Origin of the sequence: Flavonifractor sp. An306, from assembly GCF_002159455.1 — a bacterium.
In the GTDB taxonomy this organism is placed as follows: Bacteria; Bacillota; Clostridia; order Oscillospirales; family Oscillospiraceae; genus Flavonifractor.
Genome location: NZ_NFIQ01000024.1, coordinates 29,678 through 47,598, shown reverse-complemented (window position 1 = coordinate 47,598; position 17,921 = coordinate 29,678). Strand labels below are relative to the sequence as shown.

At 62.1% G+C, this 17,921-nt stretch carries 21 protein-coding genes and 1 rRNA gene; 15 read left to right on the top strand and 7 right to left on the bottom strand.

Translation table 11 applies throughout. The features are described 5' to 3' along the window. A 5S ribosomal RNA gene (gene rrf, locus B5F88_RS08015) occupies positions 1–106 on the top strand; the annotation flags it as partial. 57 nt (positions 107–163) lie between these two features. On the opposite strand, the gene B5F88_RS08010 is transcribed toward rrf, so the two are convergent. Next, positions 164–784, bottom strand: a complete 621-nt coding sequence (locus B5F88_RS08010) for a DUF1643 domain-containing protein (protein WP_087344047.1) — start codon at positions 782–784, stop codon at positions 164–166. Between the two features lie 84 nt (positions 785–868). Between B5F88_RS08010 and sfsA the strand changes: the two genes are divergently transcribed. From sfsA to B5F88_RS07975, 7 genes are all read left to right on the top strand, one after another. Continuing rightward, entirely contained in the window at positions 869–1,549 is a 681-nt protein-coding gene (sfsA, locus tag B5F88_RS08005; RefSeq protein WP_087344044.1) for a DNA/RNA nuclease SfsA, read from the top strand. 24 nt (positions 1,550–1,573) lie between these two features. Further along, a complete protein-coding gene (locus B5F88_RS08000) occupies positions 1,574–2,275 on the top strand; it encodes a GNAT family N-acetyltransferase (protein ID WP_087344041.1) in 702 nt (233 codons plus the stop codon). A 104-nt stretch (positions 2,276–2,379) separates the two neighbouring features. Continuing rightward, entirely contained in the window at positions 2,380–2,703 is a 324-nt protein-coding gene (locus tag B5F88_RS07995; RefSeq protein WP_087344038.1) for a helix-turn-helix transcriptional regulator, read from the top strand. Continuing rightward, positions 2,700–3,992 (top strand): DUF2812 domain-containing protein, encoded by a 1,293-nt coding sequence (locus tag B5F88_RS07990; RefSeq protein WP_087344035.1) that lies wholly within the window; start codon positions 2,700–2,702, stop codon positions 3,990–3,992. Before B5F88_RS07995 ends, B5F88_RS07990 begins: the two co-directional genes overlap by 4 nt. Then, positions 3,989–5,104 carry a DUF2812 domain-containing protein gene (locus B5F88_RS07985; protein ID WP_242959683.1) on the top strand — a complete coding sequence of 372 codons (1,116 nt, stop codon included), beginning with the start codon at positions 3,989–3,991 and terminating at the stop codon, positions 5,102–5,104. The genes B5F88_RS07990 and B5F88_RS07985 overlap by 4 nt, the downstream gene beginning before the upstream one ends. A 29-nt stretch (positions 5,105–5,133) precedes the next feature. Beyond that, positions 5,134–5,730 carry an NAD(P)H-dependent oxidoreductase gene (locus tag B5F88_RS07980; protein ID WP_087344032.1) on the top strand — a complete coding sequence of 199 codons (597 nt, stop codon included), beginning with the start codon at positions 5,134–5,136 and terminating at the stop codon, positions 5,728–5,730. Next, the gene (locus B5F88_RS07975) at positions 5,730–6,725 is read left to right on the top strand and encodes an asparaginase (RefSeq protein WP_087344029.1); all 996 of its coding nucleotides are present in this window, start codon (positions 5,730–5,732) and stop codon (positions 6,723–6,725) included. The genes B5F88_RS07980 and B5F88_RS07975 overlap by 1 nt, the downstream gene beginning before the upstream one ends. A 61-nt stretch (positions 6,726–6,786) precedes the next feature. Here the strand turns inward: B5F88_RS07975 and B5F88_RS07970 are convergent, their stop codons facing one another. Both B5F88_RS07970 and B5F88_RS21335 read right to left on the bottom strand, forming a co-directional pair. Further along, positions 6,787–7,512, bottom strand: coding sequence for a LysR family transcriptional regulator substrate-binding protein (locus tag B5F88_RS07970; protein WP_242959682.1), 726 nt, complete (start codon positions 7,510–7,512; stop codon positions 6,787–6,789). Then, positions 7,509–7,679 carry a LysR family transcriptional regulator gene (locus tag B5F88_RS21335; RefSeq protein ID WP_242959681.1) on the bottom strand — a complete coding sequence of 57 codons (171 nt, stop codon included), beginning with the start codon at positions 7,677–7,679 and terminating at the stop codon, positions 7,509–7,511. Before B5F88_RS21335 ends, B5F88_RS07970 begins: the two co-directional genes overlap by 4 nt. 136 nt (positions 7,680–7,815) lie before the next feature. Here B5F88_RS21335 and B5F88_RS07965 point away from each other — a divergent pair, with 136 nt between their 5' ends. Further along, complete coding sequence (locus B5F88_RS07965; protein WP_162612143.1) at positions 7,816–8,985, top strand: M20 family metallopeptidase; 1,170 nt, start codon at positions 7,816–7,818, stop codon at positions 8,983–8,985. Between the two features lie 24 nt (positions 8,986–9,009). Beyond that, the gene (locus B5F88_RS07960; RefSeq protein WP_087344023.1) at positions 9,010–10,395 is read left to right on the top strand and encodes a YfcC family protein; all 1,386 of its coding nucleotides are present in this window, start codon (positions 9,010–9,012) and stop codon (positions 10,393–10,395) included. 98 nt (positions 10,396–10,493) lie between these two features. Here B5F88_RS07960 and recR read toward each other — a convergent pair whose 3' ends face one another. The 4 genes from recR to ilvA form a co-directional block, all read right to left on the bottom strand. Continuing rightward, positions 10,494–11,096, bottom strand: coding sequence for a recombination mediator RecR (recR, locus tag B5F88_RS07955; RefSeq protein WP_087344020.1), 603 nt, complete (start codon positions 11,094–11,096; stop codon positions 10,494–10,496). Beyond that, positions 11,096–11,578 carry a hypothetical protein gene (locus B5F88_RS07950; protein ID WP_087344017.1) on the bottom strand — a complete coding sequence of 161 codons (483 nt, stop codon included), beginning with the start codon at positions 11,576–11,578 and terminating at the stop codon, positions 11,096–11,098. The genes recR and B5F88_RS07950 overlap by 1 nt, the downstream gene beginning before the upstream one ends. 4 nt (positions 11,579–11,582) lie before the next feature. After that, complete coding sequence (gene rpe / locus B5F88_RS07945) at positions 11,583–12,230, bottom strand: ribulose-phosphate 3-epimerase (protein ID WP_087344014.1); 648 nt, start codon at positions 12,228–12,230, stop codon at positions 11,583–11,585. Between the two features lie 247 nt (positions 12,231–12,477). Continuing rightward, entirely contained in the window at positions 12,478–13,698 is a 1,221-nt protein-coding gene (gene ilvA / locus B5F88_RS07940; protein WP_087344011.1) for a threonine ammonia-lyase, read from the bottom strand. 134 nt (positions 13,699–13,832) lie between these two features. Between ilvA and B5F88_RS07935 the strand changes: the two genes are divergently transcribed. The 5 genes from B5F88_RS07935 to B5F88_RS07915 all read left to right on the top strand — a co-directional run bounded on the left by B5F88_RS07935 (position 13,833) and on the right by B5F88_RS07915 (position 17,921). Then, the gene (locus B5F88_RS07935; RefSeq protein WP_087344008.1) at positions 13,833–14,474 is read left to right on the top strand and encodes a 5-bromo-4-chloroindolyl phosphate hydrolysis family protein; all 642 of its coding nucleotides are present in this window, start codon (positions 13,833–13,835) and stop codon (positions 14,472–14,474) included. A 14-nt stretch (positions 14,475–14,488) separates the two neighbouring features. Continuing rightward, positions 14,489–15,670 carry a toxic anion resistance protein gene (locus B5F88_RS07930; protein WP_087344005.1) on the top strand — a complete coding sequence of 394 codons (1,182 nt, stop codon included), beginning with the start codon at positions 14,489–14,491 and terminating at the stop codon, positions 15,668–15,670. 3 nt (positions 15,671–15,673) lie between these two features. Further along, on the top strand, positions 15,674–16,195 hold the full coding sequence (locus B5F88_RS07925) for a hypothetical protein (protein WP_087344001.1): 522 nt from the start codon (positions 15,674–15,676) through the stop codon (positions 16,193–16,195). A 9-nt stretch (positions 16,196–16,204) separates the two neighbouring features. Beyond that, positions 16,205–17,143: a TPM domain-containing protein gene (locus B5F88_RS07920; RefSeq protein ID WP_087343998.1), complete on the top strand. Its 939-nt coding sequence runs from the start codon at positions 16,205–16,207 to the stop codon at positions 17,141–17,143. Between the two features lie 109 nt (positions 17,144–17,252). After that, positions 17,253–17,921, top strand: a complete 669-nt coding sequence (locus B5F88_RS07915; protein ID WP_087343995.1) for a response regulator transcription factor — start codon at positions 17,253–17,255, stop codon at positions 17,919–17,921.

Here is a 17,921-nt window from a genome sequence, read left to right as displayed (position 1 = left end):
ATTGCGGTGAGGGTCCACCCGTTCCCATCCCGAACACGGAAGTTAAGCTCACCTGCGCCGAAAATACTTGTCTGGAGACGGACCGGGAAGATAGGTAACGCCAACACAAAAGACGGACAGTGAAAACTGTCCGTCTTTTGCTGTTTTTAACTGCTTGGGGCGGCTAAAAACAAGTGTTGAGGTAGTTTGATACATCAAAGATATCCAAAGTGCTGTCCTTCCTGAGGTAGAGCGGGTGATGGGGGTGCCCCTTTTTGGAGAACGGCCCGGCGGAGTACCAGGTGGCGCCCAGCTCATTGCCGATGCGCACCATATCGGTCAGGCAGGTGGGCAGATAGGGCCGCTTCTCGATGATCGCGCCCCAGGCCGCCCAGACGGCGGGAGTCCCGGTTCTGGTTTGCTCCAGGGCCCAGCGGAAGGCAGCCATATTCTCCTGGTGGAGGACAGGGTTGCACGCCGTTTCCATATCGTCCGGCCGGGTGGCCCGCTGGGCGTAGACGTTGAACATGATAAAGCTGTCATATCCGTTGCCCAGGGCAATGCGCTCCACCGATTTCAGCGTATTGTCCAGGTTGTTGGGCGCGGCTGTGGACGGGTTGATGCCCACACAGATCAGGGGCCGCTCCCCGGCGGTGCCCAGGATGTAACGGTAATCGCAGTAAAAGTTGGGTACAAACAGCCAGTGGGCCACATCATAGTCGGGGTTGGGGAGGCGGGCCTCCTCTAGAGCCTGAGCAAAGGGTAAAACAGACTGCTCAGCGGTTCCGCAGGTGGGAATATGCATGGAAAAACCTCCTGACAGACGGCTTGCGGGGAAGACCGTCCAATGGTATACTCACTTTAACAGGATACAGGCAGGAGAGAAGAAATGCAATACCAACGGATTGAAAAGGGTCGTTTTTTATCCCGTCCTAACCGGTTTATCGCCCATGTGGAGCTGGACGGGCGCACCGAGGTGGTCCATGTTAAAAATACCGGCCGCTGCCGGGAACTGCTGATACCAGGGGCGACAGTCTACCTGGAGAAAAGCGACAACCCCGCCCGCAAAACCCAGTACGATCTGATTGCTGTGGAAAAAGGAACGCTGCTGGTCAATATGGACGCCCAGGCCCCCAATCAGGTGTTCCGGGAGTGGGCGGAGGCGGGGAACTTCCAGGAGAGACTTACCCTTCTGCGGCCGGAGACCACTTGGGGGGATTCCCGCTTTGATTTCTATTGGGAGGCGGGCGGACGCCGGGGCTTTGTGGAGGTAAAGGGGGTCACCCTGGAGGAGGACGGCCATGCCTGTTTTCCAGACGCCCCTACGGAGCGGGGTGTCAAGCACCTGAATGAGCTGGCGCGCTGCCAGGCGGACGGGTATGAGGCTGCCGTGTGCTTTGTGCTCCAGATGGCGGGCATGAAAGACTTCGCCCCCAATGATCGCACCCATCCCGCCTTTGGCGATGCGCTGCGGCAGGCCGCCCAGGCCGGGGTACGGATCATGGCCCGGGAATGTGCCGTAACGCCGGACAGTCTAACCATCGGGGCGGCAGTTCCGGTCTTGTTATAACCAACCACAGAGGAGAAGGGGTTTATGAGGCCGATTTATCAGTTATACCCCAGCGAGATCGGAGCCAAGGGGAAAGCCTACCTGGCCCTGCGCCGCTGCCGGGCGGAGGATGTGGACGAAACCCTGCAGCGGGGCCGTGAGGAGCTGCTGGGCCAGGGCGCCACCGAAATCTATGTTACATCCAGCGACCCCGCCGCCCCTCTGGAGGAGGGCGTGCGTGGAGGCTGCCGTCTGGTCCATGTCCGGGACATGCTGTGGATGGAGCGAGAGCTCCAGGAACTTCCGGCAGAAGCCCAAGGTGTTACTCTGGTCCCCCTGGAGCGGAGCCGGGGCGGGGCGTGGCTGACCCTCCATAACGAGTGCTTTTTCGATATGCCCAATTCCGCGACCTACGGTCCTCTGGATCTGGAGCGGGCCCTCTCCCAGGAGTGCCGGTGCGGCTTCGTCCACTGGAGGGACATACCCGTGGGGGTGTATGAGCTGGCGCTGTCCCAGGACCTGCCGGAGGTGGAGGGAATCGCGCTGTGTAAGGATTTCCGGGGCAAGGGGCTGGGCCGGAGCCTGCTGGCTGCCCTGCTGTCCCAGCTGCGTGATGCCGGATACCGGCGGTGCAGGCTGCTGGTAGCCACCGACAACCAAAACGCCTTTGGGCTGTACCGGTCCATGGGTTTTAAGGCGGCAGGGGTGCAGAGCCAGTGGTTTCAGATGCTGGCGGAACAGGATTAAGGTAAGAGGAGCCAATGGGGCTCCTCTTTTTTACTTGACATATATCGAATATTGATATACTATTCTTATAGCGAACATCGATATACCTGGAGGAGGTGAGGGATATGGCCCGGAAAAAGCTGGAGACCCTGACGGAGCAGATGTTTTATGTCTTGCTGGCCCTGCGGCAGGAGCGCCATGGCTACGGGATTATGCAGGCCATCACCGCCCTCACCAAGGGCCGGGTGAACATTGGGGCGGGTACGCTGTACGCCCTGCTGGAGCGGTTTGAGGGAGAGAAGCTGATCGTCCTCACCCGGGTGGAGGATAAGCGAAAGTACTACCAGCTCACCCCGGAGGGGGACCGGGCCCTGCGGGAGGAATACCGGCGCATCCGGCAGCAGGCGGCGGACATGGAGGCTGTTTTGCGGGAGGAGGAAGGGACATGAAACGCAAGTGGATGCTGTTTACCTATCCTGTCATGGACATCAAGGCGGCGGAGGCCGCGCTCAACCGGCAGGCGGAGCAGGGCTGGCGGCTGGAAAAACTCTGGCTGGGTCTGCTGGCTTCCTTTGTTCCGGTGGAGGAGCCGGTGAGCTACTGCATCGACTGGTACGACCCCAGCCGGGAGGACGGGCTGGACTACCGCACCCTGCTGGCCGACGCAGGCTGGCAGCGGGTGGGGCAGCTCAGCTATTGGAACCTCTACGAGGCCCCGGCCGGATCAGCCCCCATCCAGACGGACGGGGAGCTGGAGTACCGGCGGTTCCGGAAAAAATCCCTGCGGCGCATGGCGATTGCCTGGGGAACCGTGGTTTGTATGGTGGCAGTACTGGGTTTGCTGGGCCTTCTGAGCGGCTTGGAATGGCAGTTTTATCTCACCTTCCTCACCGATACCAACACGGGGGCCATGGTGCTTGTGCTGCTGCCTCTGCTGCTTCCGGAGGGCCTGCTGTGGTCGGGGCGGCTGCTGCTGCGGCTGGGCCAGTGGAAACATGCCATCGCCCGGGGAGAGCCCTTCCCGGTGCCGGGGCGGAGAAGCGTTCTGCTGGCCCGGCTGTGTACCCTGGCTGGCTATGTACTCGTACTCCCCCTGGTGCTGGCCTTCCTGCTGGATGCTATGATGGGGGAACTAAACCTGGGGTGGCTCATCGGCATGAGCATTGCCTGTCTGATTATACTGGGCGGGGACCCCAGGCTGGAATATCAGCGCAAGCGCCGGCATGCCAAGTATATGCTGGCCTGTATGGCAGTGCTGCTGGCGGCGTGGCTGCTGCCTCTGTCCGGGGTGGCGGGGCTGGTGTGTGTCAAGCCGCCCCTGGCTGACGAAGGGCTCCTGCCGGAGCGGGCAGAGCTGGAGGTGGTGGAAACCCACGCCACCCTGTTGTCCGCCCGGACGGAGCGCAGGGAATTTGGGCCGTTAAAAGCGGGAGGCTCGATAGATGGCGTGGCGGACAGCCAGGTATGGAGGCTTCCCTGGGACTGGCTGGCCGACTGGGTGACAGAGCAGTATCGGAAGGAACTGGGTATTGCCAACCAGAGGGAGCTGTCCGGCTATGAGGATGTGTGGCTGGTGCGAAGCGCTATCTCTGAGAACCACTACCCGGAGGGATGTGTGAAGGATATCTGGCTGATCCACCGGGGCAGCGTTGTTCTGTGGGTGCAGACCGATATGGGGCCGCTGGACGAGCAGTGGCTGGACGGCATTCTGGCCCGGCTGGAGGAGGGTGAAGTGTGAAGGAGAAGATGACCCGTTGGTTCCGCTACACCGCCGAGGACGTGAAGGCCGCCCAAGCGGAGCTGGATGAGCTGGCGGAGCAGGGCTGGGAGCTGGCGGAGCTGGGGATCTTCACCGCCTCTTTCCGTCATGCGGAGCAGCCCCGCCGGTGCTGGGTGGAGCCTGCCCGTTGGACCTCCATCCGCCGGAAGGATGAACAGGCCCGGACGGACTACCTGGCCCTGTGCGAAGAGGCGGGCTGGAATCTGCTGGACGAGGCGGGCGGCCTGTTCTATTTCCAGGCCCAGCCGGATACCGATCCGGCCCCCATACAGACCGACGGCAGTCTGGAATGGGAGGATGTGCTGAAAAAGAGCCTGTGGAATCAGGCCTACACCTTTTTCTATCTGGTGGTCTACTGGGTGGCCTGGGCCGCCGGACGTTTTTTCCTGGATCAGCCCCGGGTGTGGGAGATGTTTTTCTCCAATGGGGCTATGCTGGTTCAGCTCCTCCTGCTGCTCTGGCTGGCGGTTAACCTGTATCTGGGCATGCGTGTGGTGCGCTACCGGAAAAAGTGCCGCCGGGCGGCGGAGGCGGGGAAGCCTATGCCGGAGCCCGGACGGAAGGCTGCCAGATTCCGGGGAGCTGTGCCCCTGGTGTACATCCTTTTGGGAGCAGCCATCATCCTGAGCTTCCTGCTGGGCTTCAACAGTAAGCGGTACAACCTGGAGGAGGGTTGGCTGACCACGGAGCGCTCCGTCCTGGGGGAAAGTGCAGAATACCGGGAGTTCTCTGAAAAAGGCGACCTGTGGCTCGAATCCTATGACTGCAAGATTTCCTGGCTGGTGGGAACTATTTGCGGTGACCTGCGGGCTATTGAGGGAGACGAGAACCGCCTCCACCGCTATTTCCACTACCACGGCCCGGTGGAGCTGACCGAGACCGACCTGGGCTATGACCAGGCCTGGAGCTATACCTGGGGCGGGGGAAACGGCCTGATCTTCCGTCAGGGGAATCGGGTGGTCCATATGGAGGCGGAAAATCTGGACCTTACCGACAGAACGGTGGTGGACGGCCTGCTGGACTGGCTGGACCAGGCCGCTTGCGCCGCGGAGGAAAATATGATAGCATGAGGGAAAGATAAAACCGGGAGCGTGAGCATATGGAAAATCTGCTTTTTATCAACAGCTGCGTGCGTGAGGAGAAGTCCCGCACTCTGAAGCTGGCCCGCCGCTTTTTGACGCGTTATCAGGCCGCACATCCCGAAACAGTGATTACAGAGCGTGATGTTTGTGCGGATAGATTACAGCCTCAGTATCCCGAAGTGCTGGCCGAGCGGGATGAACTGTGGAATGCCGGGCAGCTGGACCAGCCCATGTTTGAGGCGGCCCGGCAGTTTGCCGCGGCGGACAAGATTGTCATTGCAGCGCCTTTTTGGGACCTGTCCTTTCCGGCGGCGCTGAAAATTTATCTGGAGCGGATTTCGGTTACCGATATCACCTTCGGCTACGACACCGACGGCAAGGGCGTGGGTCTGTGCAAGGCGTCCAAGCTGCTCTATATCACCACCCGGGGCGGCTACTACGCCGGTACGCCCCTGGATATTGCCACCGCCCACATCAAGGGCCTGGGCGTGATGTACGGCATCCCCGACGTGCGCTTCCTGGACGCCGAGGGGCTGGACGATATCCGCAATGACAAGCAGGCGCTGCTGGACGCCGCCATGGAGCGGGCTGACGCTCTGGCGGAGGAGTTCTGATGGCCCGTCGGATTTTGCTGCTCACCACAGGGGGCACCATTGCCTCCCTACCCACCGAGGAGGGGCTGGCCCCCGGCCTGGCCGGCGCGGAGCTGGCAGGCCTGCTCCCCCGGGGGATCACCGATGCCTACGACCTGACCATTCAGGATATCCTCCATCTGGACTCCTCCAACATCCAGCCGGAGGAGTGGCAGACCATTGCCCGCCATGTTTTTGATAACAGAAGGGAATATGACGGAATCGTTATTACCCACGGGACTGATACAATGGCCTATACCGCCTCGGTGCTCTCCTTTATGCTCCGGGGAATTGCCATTCCGGTGGTGCTGACCGGGGCTCAGCTGCCCATGACCCACCCTCTCAGCGATGGGCTGGAGAATCTGCGCACTGCGCTGGCCATGGCGGCCTCCGGGGTGGCGGGGGTGTTTCTGGCCTTCGACCGAAAGGTGATTCTGGGCTGCCGGGCGGTGAAAACACGCACCACCGACTTTGACGCCTTTGAGAGCGTCAACTGGCCTCTGGCGGGAATGGTGGACGGCAAGGGCCTCCAGATCCGGCGGGAGAGCATCCCCACTCCAGCGGGGGGCTGCACCCTGCGGGACAAGCTGTGCGACAAGGTGTTCCTCATCAAGCTGACCCCCGGCCTGGACCCGGAAATTTTTGATATGCTGCTGCAGATGCACTACCGGGGCATCGTCATCGAGGCCTTCGGGGCGGGAGGGCTCCACTTCGTCCGGCGGGACCTGATCGCCAAGCTCCAGGCGGCGGCCCAGGCGGGCATGGCGGTGGTGGTGTGCAGCCAGTGCCTCTATGAGCCCAGCGATTTCTCCCTCTATGAGGTGGGGCAGAAGGCCCTGGAGCAGGGCGTGATCCAGGGCCGGGACATGACCACCGAGGCGGCGGTGACCAAGCTGATGTGGGTGCTGGGCCAGACCGACGACCCGGCCATTATCCGGGACTATATGGAGCGCTCCCTGGCGGGAGAGATGGCATAACGGAAAAAGTGCATATTCAAAATGCCCGGCGGATATTGCCTTTGCAATATCCGCCGGGCATTTATTTGACGTGTTCGGCGACCCAGGACTGGACGTATTCCAAAAAGCGGGAGAGCACCGGGGAGAGCGTCCCCTGTGAGCGCACAGCCAGGGCGATGTCCCGATACTGCGGAGGGTCCATGGGGACCAGGGCGATATGGTAGGGCATCCGGCTGGCGATCAGCCCGTTGATGATGCCCACGCCCATGCCGCTCTCCACCATAGAGGCGATGGCGTAGCTGTCCTCCATAAAGTAGCGGGTGTTGGGGTGAATGTTGCAGCAGTCGAAGATGGTGGTGATATCCCGGTCGTGGGTCTCCCGGATGTAGATGAGGGCGTCCTCCGCAAAGCGCGAGACCGGATAGGCCGGCGCGGTAGCCAGCGGATGGTTGAGGGGGAGGGCGACATAGATGGGATCCTGTTTCAAAAAGATGGTGCGCAGCGGCGGGTTGGCGTGGATATTGAGGGGAAGGGTGACAAAGGCACAGTCCACATCCCCCTGGATAAGCTTGAGTTCGGAGGAGCTGTACTCCAGCTCGCAGGAAATATCAAACTCAATGTTTGGGTAGAGGGAGAGAAAGGACTGGACGATCTGGGGCAGCCAGTGGGCGGCGACGCTGTGGAAGGTGGCGATGCGGACGCTTCCGCGGGTCAGCCCCAGCAGCCCGCTGACAGAGGCCTCCAGTTCCCGCTGGGCACAGCAAACGGCCCGGATGCTGGGCAGCAGCTGCTGGCCCTCTGTGGTCAACTTGACGCCCCCCGGCTTCGAATGAGCAGCGGGATGTCCCACTCCCGTTCCAGGTCGGTGATGACCCGGCTGACCGCAGGCTGCGTATAGCCGAGCACATCGGCCGCCCGGGTGATATTCCCAAGCTCTACGGTTTTCAGAAAGACTTCATATTTTGATAATTCCACGCGGGTACACCATCCATGAAAATTTCTTATGGAAGCAATAGAGATCTTTAATTTGTTAAATTCACGTTTAAATTGTACAATATGCCTGCTAAAAAGTCAACGTTCCATGTTGAAGCTGATGGGAGGACGGGCAAATATGACAGAGGAAATCGCAAAGAGTATCCAGGCAGTACGGGAGCGGGTTGTGTCGCACCGGCGCTCGCTGCATCAGATCCCCGAGGTGGGGCTGGAGCTGCCGCAGACCGCGGCCTATGTCCGAAAGGTTCTGATAGAACTGGGGTGTGAGCCCCAAACAATCGGGAGCTGCGGGCAGGTTGTGACCCTTGGGCAGGGGACGGGCACGCTGCTGCTACGGGCGGACATGGACGCGCTGCCTGTGCAGGAGTGTACGACGCTTCCGTTCCGGTCCACCAATGGAAATATGCATGCCTGCGGCCACGATATGCATACGGCGGTGCTGCTGGGTGTGGCGGAGGTGCTGAAACAGCATGAGAAGGCCCTGCCGTGCCAGGTCAAGCTGGTGTTCCAGCCCGGCGAGGAGCTTGGCACAGGCGCGGAGAGCCTGGTCAAAGCCGGCCTTCTGGAGCATCCCCATGTGGATGCGGCGGCCGCCCTCCACGTGGAGCCGACGCTGGAGGTGGGCAAGTGTACCTATGGGACGGGGGTTATGACCTCGGATATTTACGACATCTTCATCCGTGTGGAGGGGAAGGGCGGCCACAGCTCCCAGCCTGAGACGACGATCAACGCGTTGGCGGCTGCCAACGGAATTTATCACACGCTGAGCGGGCTGGTACAGCGGGAGGTCAGCGGCTTTGACACCGCCATTCTGGCCCTCTGCTCCATGCATGCCGGCAGCCAGAGCAGCCCCAATATTGTGCCTGAGGTCTGTGAAATGGCGGGTACGCTGCGGTGCTTTGACCGTGCCCTGGGGCAGCGCCTGGTGGCCCGGGTGCGGGAAATTGTGGCCAGCGAGGCGGCCAGTTACCGGGCCAAGGCCACGGTGGAGACGCTGCTCACCCCGTCCCTGACTGTGGACGAGGGCCTGGCCCAGATGCTGCTCCCGGCCCTCAACACCGTATTTGGTCAGAAGCACGTGGCCCGTGTGGGCGCGTCCGCCGGCAGCGAGGACTTTTCTTACATTGCCCAAGAGGTTCCGGCTTTCTTCTGCTGGGTGGGGGCGGGCGCTCCGGGCAATCCGCCGCTGCATAATCCCAACCTGGTTCTGGACGAGCGGGCGATGGAGTACGGCCTGAAGGTGATGACAGAGCTGCCCTTTGTCTGGGCGGAGCAGAATAACGCCTGAGCGGCGGGAAGGAGAGAATTCGAGATGGAGAAGAAAGAAAAGAAACCATTTCAACTGCCCCACGTGATCCTCATCCTGATGATCATTATGGTGGTGGTCACAATCATGTCGTTTTTCATTCCCAGCGGACAGTTTGTCCGCGACGCAAACGGCGTGGTGGACCCCAGCCAGTTCAGCTATGTGGAAAACGAGAATCCCATTACGCTGTTTGACTTCTTCTATGCCATCCCCCACGGCATCGTGGAATCTGCCAGCATCATCATTTCCATCATGGTGATCTCCGGGGTGCTCTATGTGATTGAGCAGACGGGCGCCATCGCGGCGGGCCTCCAGCGGTTGAATTCCGTGTCCAAGGGCAGAGAGCTGGTCATTGTGCTGGGCCTGATGTTTGTGTTCGGCATTCTGGGCGTGATCGGCTGGGGCGAGGACGCCCTGCCCTTTATCCCGATGGTGGTCAGTCTGGCGCTGGCGCTGGGCTACGACCGTATGGTGGGTGTGGCCATCGTACACGTGGGAATCTGCATTGGCTTTACCAGCGGCGCCTTCAATATTTTTACCACCGGCGTCTGTCAGGAGCTGGCCGGGATCAGCCTGTTCTCCGCCTGGCAATTCCGGCTGGTGGAGTTTCTGGCCTACTTTGTCGTAAGCGCCCTTTTCGTTGCCGCCTATTGCAAGCGCATCAAGCGGGATCCCTCCAAGAGCGTGATTCCCGGATACCGGGATGGGACCGATCGGGCACAGGGAATGATGGACGTCAAGGTTCCCATGACGGTCCGGCGTGTCCTGACGCTGCTGACCCTGCTGGTGGCCCTGATCACCCAGGCTGTGGGCGCGGTGCAGTTTGGCTGGGATATGGAAGACATCAGCGGCATGTATATCATCGTGGTGGCCGTTGTGGCCATTATCAACGGCGTAAACCCCAGCAAGGTGTGTACGGACTTCATCAAGGGTACCACCACGGTTATGTCTGCCGTAATCGTCATCGGCGTGGCCCGCGCGTCCTATCTGCTGATGGAGCAGGCCCAGATTGTGGACACGATCATCCACTCCCTGGCTGCCATGTTTGAAGGGAAAAGCCCGTTTATGGTCATTTTCCTGCTGTACATCTTTGTCATCGTATTCAATGCCTTTGTCATTTCCGCCAGCGGCAAGGCCTTTATTCTGTTCCCCGTGCTCAAGCCTCTGGCGGATATCCTGGGCATCAACCAGCAGGTGGTGGTCACCACCTTCCAGCTGGGAGACGGCTTTACCAACTATGTGTTCCCCTCCTCCGGCAGCCTTATGGCCGGACTGGAGCTTGGAGGGGTCACCTATCAGCAGTGGCTGAAGTTTGCAGGCAAGCTCCTGCTGGTGCTGGTGCTGCTGGGCGGCGGATTTGCGTTCCTGGCGCAGATCATCGGCCTATCCTAAGCAGAACCCGGAAAATAGAAAAAACGGCGGAGCGCTGTGTCAACACACAGCGCTCCGCCGTTTTTGCGCCAGGCGCTAAGAAAAACGGGCGGCTCCCGTTACATCTCCCTGCGGCCCTCCAGGGCCCGCAGCAGGGTGGCGTCGTCGGCGTACTCCAGGTGGCTGCCCACCGGGATGCCGTAGGCCAGCCGGGTGACCTTTACCTGGAAGGGCTTCAGCAGCCGGGAGAGGTACATGGCGGTGGCCTCGCCCTCGGTGTCCGGGTTGGTGGCCATGATGACCTCCCGCACCCCTCCGGCGGAGACCCGGGCCACCAGCTCCTTCACCCGCAGCTCGTCGGGGCCCACGTGGTTCATGGGGGAGATCACCCCGTGGAGCACATGGTATACCCCGGCGTACTCCCGGGAGCGCTCCATGGCCATCACGTCCTTGGGGTCGGCCACCACGCAGATCACCGACTCGTCCCGCTTGGGGTCCTGGCAGATGGGGCACAGTCCGTCCCCCTGGGAAAAATTCTGACACACCGGGCAGCAGTGGATGGCCGACTTGGCCTCCACAATGGCCTGGGCAAACTCTGCCGCCTCTCCCTCCGGCAGGGAGAGGACGAAAAAGGCCAGCCGCTGGGCGCTCTTGCGGCCGATCCCCGGCAGCCGGGCGAACTGTTCCACCAGCTTTTCCAGGGCGGGGGGGAAATATTGCATCAATCTATCCTTCCTTCTGAGACAATAATGGGACCATCGGACCCGCCGCCGCGCTCCAGGATGGCGTCCAGATGGAGGGCGCGGCACAGGGGGTCCAGCTTGGGGCAGGCCACCCAGTCGGCAGCGGGGAGGGCGTCTCCATACTTCACCGTATGCACCACGCTGCCGGGCAGAAGATAGCAGTTGTGGGAGAGGTTCAGCGGGCAGAGATAGGATTCCCCCGCCCGCAGCACCAGGACACGCAGGCCCTCCGGCCGCTCCTCCGCCATCACCATGGCGCCCTTCTGCACCACAGTCAGCTCATGGACGTACCGGTGGAGGTGGCTGTTCTGCCAGCCGCTGTCCGCCACGGCTTCGGTACGGATGTAGGAGCTGCCGTCGGAGGCGCACAGGCGAAAGCGCAGCTCGCCATTGTCCATCCGCTCATGACGGGTGGTGATACCCAGGGCCTCCGCCTGCCCGGGAGAGATGGGGCTGGGCATAGGCTCACCCCTCCCGCAAAGCGGCGATGGCCGCCGCCGGCTCAGCCGCGCCGTATACCGCCGAGCCCGCCACCAGGGTGTCCGCCCCGGCGGCAATAACAGCTCCGGCGGTTTTGGGGCTGATGCCTCCATCCACCTCCAGCCGGCAGGCGGGATTGTACCGGTCAATGAGCGCCCGCACCTGCCGGATGGTGTCCAGCTGCCCCTCCATGAAGGCCTGGCCGCCGAAGCCGGGCTCCACCGTCATCACCAGCACCATGTCCAGCTCCTCCAGGTAGGGCAGCACTGCGCTGGCGGCGGTGATGGGCCGGAGGGCTACCGCCTTCTGTACGCCGCATTCGCCCATCAGCTTCAGAGCCTCGGCGATGCGGGTGGGGTGGTCGGCCTCCAGGTGGATGGAGAGCAGATCGGCGCCAGCCTTGGCAAAGGCCTCAACATAGCGCACCGGCTTGTCAATCATCAGATGGACGTCCAGAAACATGTCGGTACACTTGCGGATGGACTGGACCACCGGCACGCCGATGGTGATGTTGGGCACGAAGCAGCCGTCCATCACGTCCACGTGGAGCCAGTCGGCGGTGGACACCCGTTTGATGTCCCGCTCCAGATTGACAAAATCAGCTGAGAGGATGGAAGGGGCAATTTTAATCATCCGTTACCACTCCAGACACAGTTTTTTGAGGAAAAAGCGGGGGACAGGCCTCCGGTTCCGGGGGCAGCCGGGGGCAAAGAGACCCTCTGCCACATAAGATACGTCAAGCGGATGTCGCTCCGGGGCCCCGCCGGTCCTCCCCATGCGCCCACGGGCCGCCGGCCCGGCGGCCCATGCCCCGGGACTGCGCGCCGCATCATATAGTGTCCGGGGGAGCGTCAGCTCTCCCGGACACAGTGGTTAACCTTTAATTGTAAAAGTCGTTGGTGTGGCACTCCCGGGCCTGGTACCCGGCGGCGCACATGGCCTCCAGAATGGCCCGCTTGTGGGTGTGGCCGAAGGCCTCCAGGGTGACCCGCAGCTCCACGCCGCTCTGGCGGTTGATGTTGACAAACTGATTGTGCTCCAGCTTGATGATGTTGCCGTTGGCCCCGGCCACGATCTGGGCCACCCGCAGCAGCTCGCCGGGCCGGTCGGGCAGCTGCACCGAGAAGGTAAATACCCGCCCCCGGTTGATGAGCCCGTGCTGCACCAGGCTGGCCACGGTGATCACGTCCATGTTGCCGCCGGAGAGGACAGGCACCACGTTTTTGCCCTTGCACTTGAGATGGCTCAGGGCGGCCATGGGCAGCAGGCCGGCGTTTTCCACAATCATCTTGTGCTTTTCCATCATGTCCAGGAAGGCGTCCACCAGCTCGTCGTCATCGATGGTGATGATGTCGTCAATATTTTTCTGAATATAGGGGAAAATCTGGTCGCCGGGGGTTTTGACGGCCACGCCGTCAGCGATGGTCTCCACCTTGTCCAGGGTGACGATATGCCCGGCGTCCAGGCTGGCCTTCATGGAGGCCGCCCCGGTGGGCTCCACCCCGATGACGGTGACGTTGGGGTTGAGCAGCTTGGCCAGGGTGGACACGCCGGTGGCCAGCCCGCCGCCGCCGATGGGCACCAGGATCACGTCCACGTCGGGCAGGTCCTGGAAAATCTCGTAGGAGATGGTGCCCTGGCCGGTGGCGATGGCGGGGTCGTTGAAGGGGTGGACGTAGGTCAGCCCCTCCTCCTCCGACAGCTTGGCGGCCAGCTGGGCGGCGTCGTCAAAGGTCTCCCCGTGGAGCACCACCTTGGCGCCGTAGTCCTTGGTGTTGTTCACCTTTACCAGAGGGGTGGTGGTGGGCATGACGATGGTGGCGGACACCCCGGCCTGCTGGGCGGCGTAGGCCACCCCCTGGGCGTGGTTTCCGGCGGAGGCGGTGACCAGACCTTTGGCCTTCTCCTCCTGGGACAGGGTGCTGATTTTATAGTAGGCGCCCCGGATCTTGTAGGCGCCGGTGACCTGCATATTCTCCGGCTTGATGTACACATGGTTGCCGGTAGCCTTGGAAAAGGCGGGGCTGTACAGCAGATTGGTGTCCCGGATGACCCCGGACAGCACGCTGCGGGCCTCTTTGAACTCCTTCAGGGTGAGCATGGACAGACTTCCTCTCTTTAAATCGGTGAGTATCTTTAATAATAATGACTTTTCCCCCTAAAGTCAACGTGTTCTTGACACCGGGAAGGGGGAAAGGTACAATAAAGCAAACCTCATTTTTGGAGGATCTGCCAATGGCAAAGCTTGTCAAAAAATCTCCCGTCCCCCTCTATCTGGCGGCGGCGGTATGGGCCGTGTGGGCCGTGTTTGCCCCCATGTACGCCTGGTGGCACTTTGTGCTGGCGGCGGTGTGTTCGGCGGCGGCGTGGCTGCTGGGCAGGAAGCTGTTTCCCGACCGGGTGCAGATCGTGCCGGACGAGCAGCCCCCTGTCCGGGAGCCGGTGGACCCTCTGCTCCAGGAGCGGCAGCGGGCCCTCTCCGAGCTGCGCCGGCTCAACGACAACATTCAGGATGAAACAATTTCCGCCCAGATCAGCCACATGGAGGAGGTCACCGGCAAGATCTTTGACCTGGTGGCCCAGGACCGGAGCAAGCTCAGCCAGATCCGGCGGTTTTTGAACTACTACCTGCCCACCACCCTGAAGCTGCTCAACGCCTATGACCGGATGGACCAGGCGAGGGTGGAGGGAGCCAATATTGATGGGACCATGGGCAAGATCGGGGCCATGCTGGACCAGATCTGCGCCGCCTTTGACCGGCAGCTGGACGCCCTGTTTGCCCATGAGGCCCTGGACATTTCCACCGATATCACAGTGCTGGAGCAGATGCTGGCCCAGGAAGGGCTGGGCGGCGTCCAGCTGGGACAAGATGAGTAAAAGGAGAGAGTACCATGACGGATCACACTGATTTCACCCCGGAACTGACCCTGACGCCCAATCTGGATTCCGCCGCCGCCGAGGCCAAGGCTCCGGAGGCCCCGTCTCTTACCCTGACCCCCGACGCCCCCGCCGAGGCTCAGAAGGAGGCCAACGCGGTGCAGCTGGACGAGAGCCAGCTTACCGAGGCGGAGCGGAAGATGGTGGACGACTTTGCCCAGAAGATCGACATTACCGATTCCAATCTGGTGCTCCAGTACGGTGCGGCGGCGCAGAAGAATATCGCCGGCTTTTCCGAGAGCACCCTCAAGTCGGTGCGCACCAAGGACCTGGGCGAGGTGGGGCAGGCCCTGTCCTCCCTGGTGGTGGAGCTGAAGGGCTTCGGCAAGGACGAGGATGAGAAGGGCATTTTCGGCTTTTTCAAGAAAAAGCGCAATGAGCTGGAGGCCATGAAGGCGTCCTATTCCAAGGCGGAGGCCAATGTGGACAAGATCGTTACCGTTCTGGAGGGCCATCAGGTGACCCTGATGAAGGACATCGCCATGCTGGACCAGATGTACGATCTCAACACCAAATATTATAAGGAACTGACCATGTATATCCTGGCGGGCAAGAAGCGGCTGAGCCAGGTGCGGGCCGGGGAGCTGGAGACGCTGCGGCAGAAGGCGGCCCAGTCCGGAGCCCAGGAGGACGCCCAGGCCTATAACGACCTGGCCAATATGTGCACCCGCTTTGAGAAGAAGCTCCACGACCTGGAGCTGACCCGGATGATCTCCATTCAGATGGGCCCCCAGACCCGCCTGATCCAGAACAACGACGCGCTGATGCTGGAGAAGATCCAGTCCTCGCTGGTGAACACCATCCCCCTGTGGAAGAGCCAGATGGTGCTGGCTCTGGGGCTGGAGCACTCCCGCCAGGCCACCGCCGCCCAGAACGCGGTGACCAACATGACCAACGAGCTGCTGCAGAAGAACGCCGACATGCTGAAGATGGGCACCATTGAGACCGCCCGGGAGGCCGAGCGCAGCGTGGTGGACATCCAGACCCTCCAGCACACCAACCAGCAGCTCATTTCCACCCTGGACGAGGTCATGAAGATCCAGCAGGAGGGCGCCCAGAAGCGGCGGGAGGCCGAGGTGGAGCTGGGAAGAATCGAGGGCGAGCTGAAGCAGAAGCTGCTGGAGCTGCGGGGTTAACCCATGAAATTTTTCAAGAGCTACACCGGCGGTCTGGTGGTGCTGGCAGTGGTGATTGTGCTGTCGGTGCTGCTGGGGTCCCACCGGTCTCTGGTAAGCGAGCGGGCCAAGGTGGAGGCGCAGTTTGCCTCCATCGCCGGGGATCTGCAGGACTGCCTGGACATCACCGCCAATGTGCTGACGGTGGGTGGGCGCTACCTGGAGGAGGACGAGCTGGCGGGGCTGGAGGGGAGCCGGAACATGCTCTCCGACTGGCATGGCATCTCCAGCGGCTACACCGCCTACACCAGACTGCAGGAGGAGGCGTCCGCCGTGCTGGACGCCCTGGAGACCTGTGCGCTTACCGAAAAGGACCGGCAGTATGTCCAGGGCTTCCGCACCGACCTGGCCGCCGAGGCAGACACCATCGCCCGGGACGGCTACAACGCCGCGGCGGAACAGTTCAACCGCAGGGTGCTGGGGGCCTTTCCCGCCAACATTCTGTCCCGGCTGACCTTTGTGGCGGGGGCGGAGCTCTTTGCATAGGAGGAGACCATGAGACGGAAATTTTGGAATGTGCTGCTCTGTCTGGCCCTGGGGCTGGTGCTGCTGTCCGTCACCGCCGGGGCGGTGGTGGAGCCAACCGAGGCCTTTTACGTGGCGGACTACGCCGACGTGCTCAGTGCCGACACCGAGCAATATATCATTGACAAAAACCAGACCCTCTTTGACACCACTGGCGGGCAGATCGTGGTGGTGACGGTGGAATTCATGGACGGCATGGATTCCGCCGACTACGCCATGCAGGTGGTGGAGAACTGGGGCGGCATAGGCGACGTGGACCGGGACAATGGCTTTCTGCTGGTATACGCCGTGGGGGAGAACAAGGTGTGGGCCATGACTGGCTCCGGTCTGGAGGACGCCCTTCCCGCCTCCCAGATAGAGCGGTATCTGGAGGAGTATTTTTACGACGAGTATGACGCCCAGTCCTATGACCGGGGCACCCGGGACTTTTTTGACGCCATCTATGCCTGGTATGAGAGCTATTATGCCGGCAGCGCCGGCGGCGGGGAGCAGGACTTCCACTATTACCCCGAGGCGGAGCCGGATTATGTCCATGGCTACGTGGGGTCGGTGTTCGGATTTGGCGTGTTTGGCCTGATGGGCCTGATCATCCTGCTGGTGATCCTGGCCTGCCTGACGGACGGCATCAGATACCGGCGTTACCGCCGGCGCTATCTGATGCCCGGTATGCCCCCTCCGCCCTATGTGTACCGTCCCTTTATTTTCGGGCGGCCCCACCGGCCCAGGCCACCCCGCCCGCCCATGGGCGGCGGGTTCCGGAGCGGCGGCAGTTTCCGCGGCGGCGGTGCTGGCCGCAGCGGCGGCGGGTTCCGCAGCAGCGGCGCAGGCCGAAGCGGTGGTGCTGGCCGCCGTGGCGGCGGATTCCGGAGCGGCGGAGGCTTCCGCGGCGGCGGCGCCGGACGCCGGTAACAGTACATAGAAACGTCCCGGAGGATTCTTCCTCCGGGACGTTTTTTTCTCCATGACATCAAACCGACACAAGTGGGTGTTATCCTGAGGCCGAAAGGAGGGAAGGAACATGGAAGAGCGGGTGCTGCTGGCCGAGGACGAGGTGCGGATGCGAACCATTGTCCGGGACTATTTTCAGGCCCACGGGGTGGGCTGCGACCTGGCAAAGGATGGGGCGGAGGCCCTGGAGCTGCTGCGGCAGCGGGACTACGACGCGGTGCTGCTGGATGTGCTTATGCCCGAAGCCGACGGCTTTACGGTGTGCCGGGCAGTGCGGGAGCACAGCCGGGTGCCCATTCTGTTTCTCACCGCCCTGGGGGAGGAGCGGGACATGCTCCGGGGCTATGCGCTGGGGGCGGACGACTATGTGACAAAACCCTTCTCTCTGGCGGTGCTGCTGGCCAAGACCCGGGCCCTGATCCGCCGCAGCCGGGGGGAGGAGGGCGAAAGGCTCACCTGTGGTGCCATTGCGCTCCAGCCGGCCCTCCGCCGGTGTGCCGTGGGGGAGACGGCGGTGGAGCTGGCCCCCCGGGACTATGCCCTGTTGCTCTGCCTCATGCGCAACCAGGGCCAGGTTCTCAGCCGGGCCCAGCTGCTGGACAAGGTGTGGGGCATTGACTTTGACGGCGGCGAGCGGGCGGTGGATGTGCGCATCCGGGCCCTCCGGGCCGCATTGGGCCCGGCGGGAAAGCAGATCCGGACGGTGTTCAAGGCGGGTTATCGAATGGAGGGCGGCTGA

Excerpts from the sequence above, each read along its gene's own strand:
- B5F88_RS08010 (WP_087344047.1), bottom strand. The coding sequence starts at position 784 with ATGCATATTCCCACCTGCGGAACCGCTGAGCAGTCTGTTTTACCCTTT.
- sfsA (WP_087344044.1), top strand. The coding sequence starts at position 869 with ATGCAATACCAACGGATTGAAAAGGGTCGTTTTTTATCCCGTCCTAAC.
- B5F88_RS08000 (WP_087344041.1), top strand. The coding sequence starts at position 1,574 with ATGAGGCCGATTTATCAGTTATACCCCAGCGAGATCGGAGCCAAGGGG.
- B5F88_RS07995 (WP_087344038.1), top strand. The coding sequence starts at position 2,380 with ATGGCCCGGAAAAAGCTGGAGACCCTGACGGAGCAGATGTTTTATGTC.
- B5F88_RS07990 (WP_087344035.1), top strand. The coding sequence starts at position 2,700 with ATGAAACGCAAGTGGATGCTGTTTACCTATCCTGTCATGGACATCAAG.
- B5F88_RS07980 (WP_087344032.1), top strand. The coding sequence starts at position 5,134 with ATGGAAAATCTGCTTTTTATCAACAGCTGCGTGCGTGAGGAGAAGTCC.
- B5F88_RS07975 (WP_087344029.1), top strand. The coding sequence starts at position 5,730 with ATGGCCCGTCGGATTTTGCTGCTCACCACAGGGGGCACCATTGCCTCC.
- B5F88_RS07965 (WP_162612143.1), top strand. The coding sequence starts at position 7,816 with ATGACAGAGGAAATCGCAAAGAGTATCCAGGCAGTACGGGAGCGGGTT.
- B5F88_RS07960 (WP_087344023.1), top strand. The coding sequence starts at position 9,010 with ATGGAGAAGAAAGAAAAGAAACCATTTCAACTGCCCCACGTGATCCTC.
- recR (WP_087344020.1), bottom strand. The coding sequence starts at position 11,096 with ATGCAATATTTCCCCCCCGCCCTGGAAAAGCTGGTGGAACAGTTCGCC.
- B5F88_RS07950 (WP_087344017.1), bottom strand. The coding sequence starts at position 11,578 with ATGCCCAGCCCCATCTCTCCCGGGCAGGCGGAGGCCCTGGGTATCACC.
- rpe (WP_087344014.1), bottom strand. The coding sequence starts at position 12,230 with ATGATTAAAATTGCCCCTTCCATCCTCTCAGCTGATTTTGTCAATCTG.
- ilvA (WP_087344011.1), bottom strand. The coding sequence starts at position 13,698 with ATGCTCACCCTGAAGGAGTTCAAAGAGGCCCGCAGCGTGCTGTCCGGG.
- B5F88_RS07935 (WP_087344008.1), top strand. The coding sequence starts at position 13,833 with ATGGCAAAGCTTGTCAAAAAATCTCCCGTCCCCCTCTATCTGGCGGCG.
- B5F88_RS07930 (WP_087344005.1), top strand. The coding sequence starts at position 14,489 with ATGACGGATCACACTGATTTCACCCCGGAACTGACCCTGACGCCCAAT.
- B5F88_RS07925 (WP_087344001.1), top strand. The coding sequence starts at position 15,674 with ATGAAATTTTTCAAGAGCTACACCGGCGGTCTGGTGGTGCTGGCAGTG.
- B5F88_RS07920 (WP_087343998.1), top strand. The coding sequence starts at position 16,205 with ATGAGACGGAAATTTTGGAATGTGCTGCTCTGTCTGGCCCTGGGGCTG.
- B5F88_RS07915 (WP_087343995.1), top strand. The coding sequence starts at position 17,253 with ATGGAAGAGCGGGTGCTGCTGGCCGAGGACGAGGTGCGGATGCGAACC.